Genomic DNA, 12176 nt, shown 5'->3' on the forward strand with positions numbered 1-12176 from the left:
GAGCGCGGCCATGTCCGGCATCCCCCTGGGTGTCCTCGACCTCGTCCCGGTCTCCTCCGGCTCCACCGCCGCCGAGGCCCTGCACCGCAGCATCGACCTGGCCCGGCAGGCGGAGGCCTTCGGCTACGCCCGCTACTGGTTCGCCGAGCACCACCTCAACCCGGGGGTCGCCGGGACCTCCCCGGCCGTCGTACTGGCCCTGACCGCCTCCGCGACGAGCACGATCCGCCTCGGCTCCGGCGCCGTACAGCTCGGGCACCGCACCGCGCTGTCCACGGTGGAGGAGTTCGGCCTGATCGACGCCCTGCACCCGGGCCGTCTCGATCTGGGCCTGGGCCGCTCGGCGGGCCGCCCGCCCCGGACCCCGGCCGAGCCCGCGCCGCCCGTCACCCCGGTCGTGGACGGGTACACGCCGAACGGGCTGCGGATCCCGGCGCGCTTCTCCTTCGCGCACCTCCTCGGGCACCCCCGGGTGGCGCTCCTGCAAAAACTCCTGAGCCTGCCCGGAGCGGAGCCCCAGGACTACGGCGAGCAGGTCGACGACGTCCTCGCCCTGCTGCGGGGCGACTACCGCTCCGCGGACGGGGAGGAGGCGCACGCGGTGCCCGGCGAGGGCGCCGACGTCCAGGTGTGGATCCTGGGCAGCAGCGGCGGGCAGAGCGCGGACACCGCCGGCCGCAACGGGCTGCGCTTCGCGGCGAACTACCACGTCAGCCCGGCCTCGGTGCTGGAGGCCGCCGAGGGCTACCGGGCCGCTTTCAAACCGTCCGCCGAGCTGGACCGGCCCTACCTGACGGTCTCTGCCGACGTGGTCGTGGCCGAGGACGACGCCACCGCACGCGAGCTGGCCACCGGGTACGCGCCCTGGGTGCGCAGCATCCGTACCGCCGAGGGCGCCATCCCCTTCCCGACGCCCGCCGAGGCGCGGGCGCTGCCCTGGACGGAGGCGGACCGGGAGCTGGTCGCGGACCGGGTGGAGACCCAGTTCGTCGGCTCGGCGCGGACGGTGGCCGACCACCTGGAGCGGCTCCAGGAGGCCACGGCGGCCGACGAACTGCTGATCACCACCATCACCCACGACCATGCGGACCGGGTCCGCTCCTACCGCCTCCTGGCACAGGAGTGGGCGCGCCGCGGCTGACCCCTCAGGCAGGGGCCAGGAGGAGCTTCCATGCCAGGGTGCGGAGTTGCTCGTCCGGGTGGGCGTCCTCGTTGAAGGGGAGGTCTCCGAGCAGGCGGAGCGGGGAGAACGCCAGGGCGCGGAGTCTGGGGCGCAGGTGCTCGGGGGCCTCGCCGATGGCGGCGAGCGCGGTGAGGGCGCTGAGGCCGACCGGGGACGGGGAGACCAGCTCGGCCAGGACGGGGACGGCCCGGTCCGGGGAGCCGGTGAGCGCGTGGTGGGCCGCGGCGGCCGCCGTCCGGCTCCAGGCGTCGCGGGCCGTCAACAGCGGCTCGACGAACGGCAGCAGCGGGGCGGCGGCGGCGGCGAGCGAGGTGAGGCCGCTCAGGTACCAGTGGGTCGGGCCCTGGCCGGAGAGCAGCCTTTCGAAGGTGCGCAGCGCCGGCTCGGCGTCGCCGGTCAGGCGGTGGTGGGCGACGGCCGCCTCCCTGCTGAGGGCGGCGTCGGGGCTGTGCACGGCCTTGAGCAGCAGGGCGGTCGTCTCGGGCGTCGCCGCTCCGTCGAGGCCGAGCCTGCGGGCCGCCGCGTGGGGTGCCCGGCCGGTGCGGAGGCAGTCGATCAGTTCGGGCCGGGCCCGGCGGGCCGCGGCGCCGAGCGGGTCCAGCGCCCCGATCAGGTCGGCGGCCACGTGCCCGGTGGCTCCGGCGGCCAGCTCGCGGCGGATCGCGGGGACCAGCAGGTCGCCTTCCTCCGGGAAGGACCGGGCTGCCGCGCACAGCGCCGTGGTGCCGGGGTGGTGCAGTGCCAGGTCCAGGGCGCGGGGGTCGCGGGAGCGCACCAGGGCGAGGAGTGCTGGTGCGGCGCCCTCCCCCTCGGTGCGCGCGCGGGCATGCAGCGCGTCCCGGATGCCGGCGCCCGGTTCGGGCAGTTGTCCGATCCAGGCGGCGACGGTGGTCAGGGTTCGGGCGAGCGCGGGGGTGCCGTCGAGGTGGGGCAGGGCGGAGACGAGGAGTTCCAGGACCTCGGGCTCGCGGTCGCGCCAGGTCTCCTGGATCTCCCGGGCGAGCCAGGACCCGCGGGAGTGGAGGTCTCCGGCCTCGATCCAGGCGGCTGCCACGGCGAGGCCGGCGTCCGGGTCCCGGGCGAGCAGGTCGGTGAGGTGGGCTTCCTGGGAGCTCCCGCCGGGCCAGGGGAAGCCGTCGTCCCCCGGGTCGGGTTCGGCGCCGTCCGCGGCGAAGACGTCCACCAGCCCGGGCGCGTACGGCGGACCGGCCCGTTCGGCGGTGAGCACGGCCGCGGCCAGCCGGACCTCGGACAGCGGGCTGCCGGTCGCCTCTTCCACCACCTCCCGGCCGAACCGGGCCAGCACGACCATCGCGTCCGCCCGTACCGCCGGGACCGGATCGTTCGCGTACAGGTCCTCCAGCCGCTCCACGACGTCGGCGCACGCCTCGGGCGCGAGCAGCTCGGCCACGGAGGCCACCGTGCGCAGCGCCGCACGGCGCACCGTCCGCTCGTGGTCCGCCAGGCAGGGCAGCAGGCCGGGGAGGACCCGGGTGACTTCCGCGCAGATCGCGGCGACGGAGCTGCCGGTCCAGTGCGGGGACCCGGAGTCGTCCGGTTCGTGGTCGGCGAGGACGGCGAGCAGCATCAGCAGCGTTTCGCGCTTGCCCGGGGCGTGGAGGACGGCGTGGGCGAGGAAGGGGACGGCCGGTGCGGAGGCGGGGTAGACGGTGCCCTGGTGGTGGATGTTGCCGTAGAGCTCGTGAACCGCCTCGTCGGCCGTCTCCTCGTCGTCCCCGTAGAGCGCCCTGATCTGCTCGGGTACGTCCTCGGCGGGGCCGTAGGCGTGGGTCAGGGTGTGCCACGGCACGTCGTCGAGTTCGGCCGGAGGTCTCATGGGTCCGTGCTCCTCAGCTATTCGGTGCGCCGACCCTAGCGTCGGCCACTGACAGCGCGGGGGCCGGCTCCTGTCCGCGGGCAGGAGCCGGCCGGGGCGGAGTTACGGGGCGGGCTGCTGCTGGGTGACGCAGTGGATGCCGCCGCCGCCCGCGCCGAGGCGGTCGATGTTGAGGCGTTCGACGACGCGGCCGGGGAACAGGCGGGTCAGTGTGGCGCGCGCCGCGGCGTCGGCCTGGGTGTCGCCGAACTGGCCGCTGATGACGGCGCCGTTGCACACGTAGTAGTTGGCGTAGGAGGCGAGGAAGTCCCGGTTCCCGGAGCGGATCTTGTCGTAGTCGGGGCCCTGGAGCTTCTCGACGGTCATCCGGGCGCCGCCGGCGGTCGTCGACGCGGACAGGATCTGGAACTGCTGGCGCGCGTCCTTGGCGTAGACGTCGTTGTCGGAGGCCAGCGGCATCTGGACGAGGGCCTTGCCCGGAGCGAGGAAGCGGGAGGTCGCGTCGACGTGGTCGTCGGTGATGTCCTGGCCGACCACGCCGTCGAACCAGATCACCTTGGAGGCGCCGTAGGCGGTGCGGAGCGCGGCCTCGATCTGGCTCTGCGACATGTTGGGGTTGCGGTTGCGGTTGATCAGGCTGCTGCGGGTGGCCATCAGGGTGCCCGCGCCGTCCTGTTCGACGGCGCCGCCCTCGCCCACGAGGCCGGCGGCGGTGAAGGGGAGGCCGAGGTAGGAGGCGACCCGGCCGGCGACCAGGGCGTCCCGGGCGTGGGTCTGCTTCCTGCCCCAGCCGTTGAAGTTCAGGCCGACGGCGTCGAGGCCGCCGGCACCGTCGGTGCGGAAGACCGGTCCGGAGTCGCGCATCCAGCAGTCGTCGACGGGGATGGTGGTGACGACGGTGACGGTGGACCCGCACATGGAGCGGGCCTTGGCGGCGCTGCCGGAATTGGCGCACATGTAGACCGGCTCGTACTTGGCGACGGTGCGGGCGATGAGGGCGATGTCCGACTGGACGCCGCTGAGCGTGTTGCCCCAGATGGAGGTGCTGTCCGGCCAGGCCATCCAGGTGCGGGTGTGGCGGACGTCCTCGATCGGTACGCGGAAGGTGCCCGCCGCCGTGGCGGGCGGGGCCACCGCCCGCGCCCGCCCTTCTGCCGCGGCGAGCGCGGCGGCCGCGGCGGTGATGCCCGCCGCGGCCAGGAAACTGCGTCTGCCCATGCCCTCGCGGGGCGGTCCTGCTGTGTGATCGTTCATGAGGGGTCTCTCTTTCGGAGCGTCAACTCCCCCCGCTGACTACGGGGTTGACCGAAAAGCTAAAATTGGCCAAGCGCTCGGTCAATAGTTTGGACGGGGTCATTCCGCAGGATCGGGGAAAGCCGCAGGTGGCGGCCCCCGGGCTCGTTAGAGTGACGCCATGGCCGCTTCCGCGAAGAACTCCCCGGACCCGTCCGCCGCCCCTGCCCGCACGACGCGGCCCCGGGTCTCGGCGAAGGGCGAACAGACCCGGGCGCGGCTCATCGCCGCCGCGCGGACCCTGCTGGCGGGCGGCATGAGCGAACGTTTCACCACGCGCAACGTGGCGGCCCTGTGCGGCGTCTCGCACGGGATGTGCCACTACCACTTCCAGGACCGCACCGATCTCGTCCTGGCCGTCATATCGGACATCCGCCCGGAGTGGATCCACCCCCTGGAGGAGGCGGTCGCCGGCCCCGGGACGTTCGCGGAGCGGGCCGACCGGGTGACCGCACTGCTCGACCGGCCCGAGGGCGCCGAACTCTCCCACCTCCATTCGGCGTTGCACTGGCACGCCCTGAACGACGCCCGCGTCCGGGAGAGCCTGGAGGCGGAGTACCGCCGCTGGCGCGACTGCTTCGTCGCCCTGTTCCAGGTCCTCGCCGAGGAACGCGGCGGGGGCGTCGAACCGCGCCTGCTGGGCGAGGCCGTAGCCGCCGCAGTGGACGGCCTGGCCGCCGCGGAATCACTGGGCTCCGAGACCGATCCGGGGCCGGTGCTGCGCACGCTGATCCACACCCTCGCCGCCGGGACCCGCCCGGCGAGCTGACCGGGAGCCCGGGGAACGGCGCCCGCTACAGCGCCCGCCGGGCCGCGGCGATCGCCTCCGGGTCCCAGCCCGGACGGGGTACGGACGCCAGCAGCAACCGGGTGTACGGATGCCCGGGCGCGGCCAGCACCTCCTGCGTACCGCCCTGTTCGACCACGGCCCCGTGCCGCATCACCACGATCGCGTCGGTCACGCACCGCACCACCCCGAGGTCGTGCGTGATGAAGAGGAAGCCGATCCGGGTCTGCTCCCTGATGTCGGCCAGCAGGTTGAGGATCTGGGCCTGCACGGAGACGTCGAGCGCGGCCACCGCCTCGTCCAGGATCAGCACGGCCGGTTCGACGGCGAGGGCCCGGGCGATGGCGACGCGCTGGCGCTGGCCGCCGGAGAGACTGCGGGGCAGGGCGTCGGCGGCCCGGGTGCCCAGACCCACCTGGTCGAGCAGTTCCCGGATGCGCTTGGCGTGGTCGCGGCCGGGGAAGTGCAGGCGCAGGGTCTCGTGCAGGACCGCCTCGACACTGGTGCGCGGGTCGAGGGAGAGGTACGGGTCCTGGAAGACCATCTGGACCTCGCGGGCACGGGCCAGCCGTGCGGCCCGGCCGCGGGCGCCCCCGGTCCGGGGCCGGCCGCGGACCAGGACCTCTCCGCCGTCGGCGCTCTCCAGGCCGACGACGATGCGGGCCGTGGTCGTCTTGCCGGATCCCGACTCCCCCACGATGCCCAGCGATCCGCCCTCGGGGAGGGCGAAGGACACGTCGTCCACCGCCCGGACGGCCCCGAAGGAGCGCCGCAGGCCCTTGACCTCCAGTACGTTCTCAGGCATCGACGGCGCTCCCTTCGAGCAGGTCGCTGTGGTGACAGGCGGCGCGGTGCTCCGGCCGGTCCGGGGCCGCGGTCGGCAGCGGGGCCCGCTGGTCGCAGACCTCCGTGGCGAGCGGGCAGCGGGCAGCGAAGGCGCAGCCGTGCAGGGCTTCCCGCAGGTCCGGCGGCTGGCCCTGGATGGCGGCGAGCCTGCCCCGGGGTCCCTCCATCCGGGGGGTGGAGGCGAGCAGGGCGGCGGTGTACGGGTGCCGGGGGTGCGTGAAGAGGGCCTCGGCGGGGCCGGTCTCCACGATCCGCCCGGCGTACATGACGTGGACGCGGTCACTGATGGCGGCGGCGAGTTCGAGGTCGTGGGTGACGAACAGCAGGCCGGTGCCGAAGCGTTCGCGGAGCGCGGCCAGCAGGGCGATCACCTCGGCCTGGCTGGTGACGTCCAGTGCGGTGGTGGGCTCGTCGGCCAGCAGGAGCACGGGGTCTCCCATGAGGGCCGCCGCGATCACGACGCGCTGGAGCATGCCGCCGGAGACCTGGCCGGGGTACTTGCGCAGGACGGACTCGTCCAGGCCGACGGCCCGCAGGAGTTCGACGGCCCGGGCGGTGGCCTGCGTCCGGCCCGCCGCCCCGGTGAGCAGGACGCTCTCGGTGAGGAAGTCACCGATGCGGCGCAGCGGGTTGACGGCGGCGCGCGGGTCCTGGAAGACCATGGCGACCGTTCCCGCGCGTACGTCGCGCAGCCGGCCGGTGTCCATGGCGAGCACGTCCTCGCCGGCCACCCGTACCGCGCCTTCGACGACGGCGCCGGGCGGCAGCAGGCCCAGCGCGCTGCGGGAGGTGAGGGTCTTGCCGGAGCCGGACTCGCCGACGAGGGCGACGGTCTCGCCCGCGCCGACGGTGAGGTCGACGCCGTCGAGGACGGGCCGGGCGGTGCCGGGCAGGGTGACGCGCAGCCCCTGGATGTCGAGCGTGTGCGCGGGTCGCGTCGATGTCATCGGGTTCTCCTGGCTACACGGTCGGCCCACCGCTCGCCGACCACGTTGAAGGCGACCACGGTCAGCACGATGAAGGCGCAGGGCAGCACCGCGGACAGCGGGTAGCCGTGCTGGACGGCGGTCTGCCCGTCGAAGACCATGCGGCCCCAGTCGGGGGTGAGTGCGGGGACGCCGAGCCCGAGGAAGGACAGTCCGGCGAGGTCCATCAGGGCGTAGCCGAAGTTGACGGTGGACTGGGCGAGGACGACGGGGGCGATGTTGGGCAGGACGTGGCGCAGGCAGATCTGCAGGGCCGAGTGCCCCTGGACCTGGTAGGCGCTGACGTACGGGCGGGCGCGTTCGGCCAGGACCAGCGAGCGGGTCAGGCGGCTGACGTAGGGCAGGTAGGCGACGGCGAGGGCGATGACGGGGGCCAGCAGGCCCTCGCCGTAGACCGAGATGATCAGGATGGCGAGGAGCATGCCGGGGAAGGCGAAGACGAGCTCCGTGCTGCGGGACAGGACGGAGTCGAGCCAGCCGCCCCGCCAGGCGGCGGCCATGCCGATGGCGATGCCGGCGACGGTGGAGAAGACGACGACGCCCAGCGGGCCGAGCAGGGAGGTGCGCGCGCCCAGCAGCAGCCGGGAGAGGGTGTCGCGGCCGGCGGCGTCCACGCCGAGCGGGTGCGCGGCGGAGGGTCCGGCGAGGGCGTTGCCCAGATCGACGGCGTTGGGGTCGTGGGGCACCAGCCAGGGGGCGAGCAGGGCGGCGAGGACCACGAGGGCGACGAGGCCCAGGCAGACGAGGTGGAGCGGGGAACCGGTGGCGCGGATCCGGGAGAGGCCCGGGCGGCGCGTCAGGACGGCGGTCATGCGGCGGCCTTCCTGGATCCGAGGGCGACCCGGGGGTCGACCAGGGGCAACAGCAGGTCGACGACCAGGTTCACGGCCATGAAGAGCGCGACGATGATCAGGGAGATCGCCTGGACGGTCGGGAAGTCCTTGGTGGTGGTGGACAGTTCGAGGAGCTGGCCGATTCCGCCGATGCTGAAGGCGGTCTCGACGAGGACGGTGCACACCAGGAGGGTGGAGACGATCAGGCCGCCGGTGGTGAGGACCGTTCCGAGGGAGTTGCGGAAGACGTGGCGGCGGATGACCTGGCGTTCGGGGACACCGCGGCTGCGGGCGACGGTGACGTGCTCGCTGTCGAGGGCTTCGAGCATCGCGGAGCGGGTGACGCGGGCGAGCATGCCGATCAGGTAGAGCGCCAGGGCGACCGCCGGGAGGGCGAGGTGCCAGAGCATGTCGCCGAGGCCGTCGCCGGCGCCGCTGCTGGGGAACCAGCCGAGCTGGACGGCGAACAGTCCCTGGAGCAGGACGGCCGCGACGAAGGACGGGGTGCCGACGGCGAACGTGGTGGTGACGAGGACGGCCGCATCGGTGGATCCGCCGCGGACGGCGGCGATCCGGCCCAGCAGCAGGCCGACCACCACGACCACGACGAGGGCCATGGTGATCAGCAGCAGGGTGACGGGAAGCCGGTCCGCGAGGAGGCGCGAGACGTCGGTGCGGTAGGTGATCGAGCGCCCGAAGTCCCCGTGCAGCATGTCCCCGAGCCAGCGGAGGTAGCGGACGAGGAAGGGGTCGTCCAGGTGGTACTGGGCGTTGATCGAGGCGAGTGCCTCCGGGGAGGCCGACCGGCCGGCGAGCAGGAAGCTCGCCGGGCTGCCGGGCGCCAGGTACACGGCCCCGAAGACCGCGAACGAGGCGACGAAGAGGGTGGCGGCCATTTCTGCCACCCGTCGTACGGCGAAGCGCAGGAAACTCACTGGCCGGCCCCCACGTCGGCGGCCCACGGGTAGTACATGTACGAGATCGTGGTGGGCGCCCCGGTGATCCGCTTGCCCATGAACAGTGCGGTCGGCCATTCGGCCACGGGGATCCACAGGAGCTGCTCGGACGCGTGGTGCTGGAGCTTCGCCTCGATCTCCATCCGCTCCTCGGCGGGGTAGACGGCGGCGGCCCGGTCGACGAGCTCGTCGTACTGGGGGTCGCTGTATCCGGCGAAGTTCATGTAGGCGCCGGTCTTGAAGTTCGACAGCAGGTCGAGCGGGTCGGTGATCGAGTCGTAGTAGGTGAGCGGGAACATGTCGATGCCCTCGCGGGCCTCGGGGTCGGTGAACAGCGCGGTGAAGGCGTTGGGGGCGATGGTCTTGAGCCGGATGTCCAGGCCGATCCGGGTGCCTGCGGCCTGGACGGCGGTGGCGAGGAGGGAGACGTCCTGGCCTATGGAGCTGGTGGCCATGGTCAGGGTCTTGCCGGTGGCCCCGGCCTCCTTGATCAGGGCCTTGGCCTGCTCGATGTCCTGGCCGGTGGGCGGCAGCCCGTCGAAGGCGGTCTTGAGGGTGTGCTCGGGCGCTGCGGCCCAGGCGGCGCGGGTGGTGAGGGAGTTGGTGGCGGTGCCCGCGCCGGCGAGTCCGGCCTTGACGAAGCCGGTGCGGTCGAGCGCCAGGGACAGGGCCCGGCGGACGCGGACGTCGCCGAGGGGGCCCTCCATGTCGGTGACGTTGACGTTGACGGTGCTCAGGCCCTCGCCGAAGTAGAGGGTGCCGGTGCCGCTGTCGCGCAGGCGGGCGTAGCTCTCGGTGGGGATCAGGTAGCCGCCGTCGACCTCCCCGCTGAGCAGGGCGTTGGTGCGGGCCGAGGGGTCGGTCAGGATGCGGAAGACGGCCTTCTTCGACTTGGCCTTGGTGCCCCAGTACTGGTCGAAGCGGTTGAGTTCGATCGACTGGCCCTTGTTCCACGTGCCGAGTTCGAAGGGGCCGGTGCAGGCGAGCCCGCCGGTGGTTCCGTAGTCCTTGCCCGCCGCCTCGACGGCTGCCTTGGAGGCCACCACTCCGGCCGCGGTCGCCATGTACTGCGGGAACTGGGAGTCGGGCTTCTTGAGCTTGACGGTGACCTGGAGGGGGCCGGTCGCGGTGACGGAGGTGACGTTCTGGAAGACCTGGGCCCAGGCGGCGGCGTTGTCGGGGTCGGTCTGCCGGCCGAGGCTGAAGACCACGTCGTCCGCGGTCATCGTGCGGCCGTCGTGGAAGCGCACGCCGGGGCGCAGGTCGTAGACCCAGGTGGTCGGGTCGGGGTTGGTCGCCTTCTGGGCGAGGCCGGGCTCGGTGGTGAGGGCCGGGGTCCAGCGCATCAGGCTCTCGCACACGTTGGACAGGACGGTGTTCTGCGGGTAGTCGAAGGCCACCGTGTAGTCGAGGGTGGGCGGTTCGGCGTAGACGGCCCAGCTGAAGGAGTCGATCTCGCCGCGGGCCGGTGGCGTGGAGGCGGAGAGGGTGACGCCGGTGACGTCGCCGTCCTTGCCCTTGGGCGGGCCCGCGCAGGCCGCGAGCAGGGCGAGGGAGGTCAGGACGGCGGTGGTGAGGGCCGCGGTGCGGCGGCCGGTCCGGCGGCGAGGGCGTCTGCTCGGCCGGGGTGGGGAGGTGGTCATCGTCGCGCTCTCTTTTCCGTGAGGGGTGCGGGGGGAGGAGCGGGCGGACGGCCGGGGCGGTCCGCTGGGTACGGTCGGGTCCGGGTCCGGGTACGGGTACGGGTACGGGTCAGCCGGCGCTGGGCGCGGGGGAGGGCGCCGCGGGGATCTGCTGGGTGATGCAGTGCACGCCTCCGCCGCCGAACGCGATGGCGAGGGCCCGGACGCCGACGACCTTGCGGCCGGGGTAGGCCGAGGCGATGACGGCGAGGGCGTCCTCGTCCTGGTGCAGCCCGGCCACGGGGACGACGACGCCGCCGTTGGCGACGTAGTAGTTGAGGTAGGAGACCTCGATCTCGCCGTCGGCGACGTCGGCGGAGGCCGTCTGCGGCACGTCGATGATCTCCAGCCGGCGGCCCTGGGCGTCGGTGGCGGCCTCGAGCACCGCGCGGTTGGCGCGCATCCGGGCGTAGTCGGGGTGGGTGGGGTCGGAGGGCAGGGAGACGACGACCGTGCGGGGTGCCGCGAAGGCGCAGACGCCGTCGACGTGGCCGTCGGTCTCGGTGTCGAGCAGGCCCCCGTACGGCAGCCAGATGACCTTGGTGACGCCGAGCCGGGCCTTCAGTTCGGCCTCGATCTCCTCGCGGCTCATGCCGGGGTTGCGGTTGGGGTGCAGCAGGCACTGCTCCGTGGTGATCAGCGTGCCTTCGCCGTCCACGGTGACCGCTCCGCCTTCGAGGATCATGCCGGAGGCGATCCGGTCGACCCCGAGGTGCTCCAGCAGCAGGGCGCTGATCCGGTCGTCGGCGTCGAACGGGTGGTGCTTGCCGCCCCATGCGTTGAAGCGGAAGTCCACGCCGGCGCGGTTGCCGTCCCCGTCGAGGACGAACAGGGGCGCGGAGTCGCGGAACCAGGAGTCGTCGATCGGCAGCTCGATCACGGTCACGCCGGTGGGGCCGGTCGGCCCCTCGGCGCAGTGGGCGCGGGCCTCGTCGCCGTGGCCGGGCGGGGCGACCATCGTCACCGGCTCGAAGGCCGCGATGGCCCGGGCGACGTCGGCGTACTCCTGCTTCACGTCGGCCAGCACGCTCCCCCACAGGTCCTCGCGCGTGGGCCAGGCCATCAGGCAGCCCTGGTGCTCGGTCCACTCGGCGGGCATACGGTATTCAGCCATCAGGTGTCTCGTTTCGTTCGTTGGCAGAGTCTTCCACCCGACTGAAAATTCAGTCAAGAGCAGATTGCCGGCGGGGTTCTCTGAGGAGCGGGGTCGCGCCTCAGAGGAAGTAGAGGCGGTTGAGGGAGACCTGCTGGGCGGGTTCGGAGCGCAGCGGCTCACCGTCGAGGGTGACGAGACCGGTCCGGGGGTCCACGTCGACCTCCCCCAGCCGGGTGTTGCCCACCAGGTCCTTCGGGCCGATGCCACGGGTCCCCCGTACGGCGACCCGGCGGCGCCGGGTGCCCAGGGCGTCGTACGGGGCTCCGAACGAGCCCGACTCGGCGGCGGCGCGGCTGACGAACGCCACCGAGAGGTCCGCGGGGGCGGCGCCGTGGGCACCGAACAGCGGGCCCAGCACGAGTGGTTCGCAGCAGTCCGTGGCGGCGTTGGGGTCGCCGGTGACTCCGTACGCGGGGAAACCGGACTTGAGGACCAGCTGCGGCTTGGCGCCGAAGAACTGCGGGCGCCACAGCACGATGTCGGCGAGCTTGCCGACCTCGATCGAGCCGATCTCATGAGCCAGGCCGTGCGCGATCGCCGGGTTGATCGTCAGCTTGGCCATGTACCGCAGCACCCGGGCGTTGTCGTCGCCCTCGCCGTCACCGGCCAGCGGACCC

The 12176-nt window shown here is 73.3% G+C and carries 11 protein-coding genes; 2 read left to right on the forward strand and 9 right to left on the reverse strand.

Annotated elements, in window-relative coordinates:
- The first annotated feature begins 10 nt into the window (after positions 1-10).
- Positions 11-1141: an LLM class flavin-dependent oxidoreductase gene (locus IO30_RS0117215; RefSeq protein WP_031143959.1), complete on the forward strand. Its 1131-nt coding sequence runs from the start codon at positions 11-13 to the stop codon at positions 1139-1141.
- Positions 1142-1145: 4 nt separating this feature from the next.
- On the opposite strand, the gene IO30_RS40615 is transcribed toward IO30_RS0117215, so the two are convergent.
- On the reverse strand, positions 1146-3020 hold the full coding sequence (locus IO30_RS40615) for a serine/threonine-protein kinase (protein ID WP_031143961.1): 1875 nt from the start codon (positions 3018-3020) through the stop codon (positions 1146-1148).
- Between the two features lie 102 nt (positions 3021-3122).
- Positions 3123-4274: an agmatine deiminase family protein gene (locus IO30_RS0117225; protein ID WP_031143962.1), complete on the reverse strand. Its 1152-nt coding sequence runs from the start codon at positions 4272-4274 to the stop codon at positions 3123-3125.
- 160 nt (positions 4275-4434) lie between these two features.
- On the opposite strand from IO30_RS0117225, the gene IO30_RS0117230 reads away from it, so the two are divergent.
- Entirely contained in the window at positions 4435-5082 is a 648-nt protein-coding gene (locus tag IO30_RS0117230; RefSeq protein WP_031143965.1) for a TetR/AcrR family transcriptional regulator, read from the forward strand.
- A gap of 25 nt (positions 5083-5107) precedes the next feature.
- Here the strand turns inward: IO30_RS0117230 and IO30_RS0117235 are convergent, their stop codons facing one another.
- The 7 genes from IO30_RS0117235 to IO30_RS0117265 all read right to left on the reverse strand — a co-directional run.
- Complete coding sequence (locus IO30_RS0117235; protein WP_031143966.1) at positions 5108-5905, reverse strand: ABC transporter ATP-binding protein; 798 nt, start codon at positions 5903-5905, stop codon at positions 5108-5110.
- Entirely contained in the window at positions 5898-6893 is a 996-nt protein-coding gene (locus IO30_RS0117240) for an ABC transporter ATP-binding protein (RefSeq protein WP_031143968.1), read from the reverse strand. Before IO30_RS0117240 ends, IO30_RS0117235 begins: the two co-directional genes overlap by 8 nt.
- Entirely contained in the window at positions 6890-7744 is an 855-nt protein-coding gene (locus IO30_RS0117245; RefSeq protein WP_031143970.1) for an ABC transporter permease, read from the reverse strand. Before IO30_RS0117245 ends, IO30_RS0117240 begins: the two co-directional genes overlap by 4 nt.
- Positions 7741-8700 carry an ABC transporter permease gene (locus IO30_RS0117250; protein ID WP_031143972.1) on the reverse strand — a complete coding sequence of 320 codons (960 nt, stop codon included), beginning with the start codon at positions 8698-8700 and terminating at the stop codon, positions 7741-7743. The genes IO30_RS0117245 and IO30_RS0117250 overlap by 4 nt, the downstream gene beginning before the upstream one ends.
- Positions 8697-10364, reverse strand: a complete 1668-nt coding sequence (locus tag IO30_RS0117255) for an ABC transporter substrate-binding protein (RefSeq protein ID WP_031143974.1) — start codon at positions 10362-10364, stop codon at positions 8697-8699. The genes IO30_RS0117250 and IO30_RS0117255 overlap by 4 nt, the downstream gene beginning before the upstream one ends.
- A 109-nt stretch (positions 10365-10473) precedes the next feature.
- Positions 10474-11517, reverse strand: a complete 1044-nt coding sequence (locus tag IO30_RS0117260) for an agmatine deiminase family protein (protein WP_037894318.1) — start codon at positions 11515-11517, stop codon at positions 10474-10476.
- 100 nt (positions 11518-11617) lie between these two features.
- On the reverse strand, positions 11618-12176 hold a 559-nt coding region (locus IO30_RS0117265; RefSeq protein WP_031143977.1), incomplete at its 5' end, for an amidohydrolase family protein.

The organism is Streptomyces xanthophaeus (assembly GCF_000725805.1).
In the GTDB taxonomy this organism is placed as follows: Bacteria; Actinomycetota; Actinomycetes; order Streptomycetales; family Streptomycetaceae; genus Streptomyces; species Streptomyces xanthophaeus.

Coding starts and splice junctions, on each gene's coding strand:
- IO30_RS0117215 (WP_031143959.1), top strand. CDS start 11: ATGTCCGGCATCCCCCTGGGTGTCCTCGACCTCGTCCCGGTCTCCTCC.
- IO30_RS0117240 (WP_031143968.1), bottom strand. CDS start 6,893: ATGACATCGACGCGACCCGCGCACACGCTCGACATCCAGGGGCTGCGC.
- IO30_RS0117255 (WP_031143974.1), bottom strand. CDS start 10,364: ATGACCACCTCCCCACCCCGGCCGAGCAGACGCCCTCGCCGCCGGACC.
- IO30_RS0117230 (WP_031143965.1), top strand. CDS start 4,435: ATGGCCGCTTCCGCGAAGAACTCCCCGGACCCGTCCGCCGCCCCTGCC.
- IO30_RS0117225 (WP_031143962.1), bottom strand. CDS start 4,274: ATGAACGATCACACAGCAGGACCGCCCCGCGAGGGCATGGGCAGACGC.
- IO30_RS0117235 (WP_031143966.1), bottom strand. CDS start 5,905: ATGCCTGAGAACGTACTGGAGGTCAAGGGCCTGCGGCGCTCCTTCGGG.
- IO30_RS40615 (WP_031143961.1), bottom strand. CDS start 3,020: ATGAGACCTCCGGCCGAACTCGACGACGTGCCGTGGCACACCCTGACC.
- IO30_RS0117260 (WP_037894318.1), bottom strand. CDS start 11,517: ATGGCTGAATACCGTATGCCCGCCGAGTGGACCGAGCACCAGGGCTGC.
- IO30_RS0117245 (WP_031143970.1), bottom strand. CDS start 7,744: ATGACCGCCGTCCTGACGCGCCGCCCGGGCCTCTCCCGGATCCGCGCC.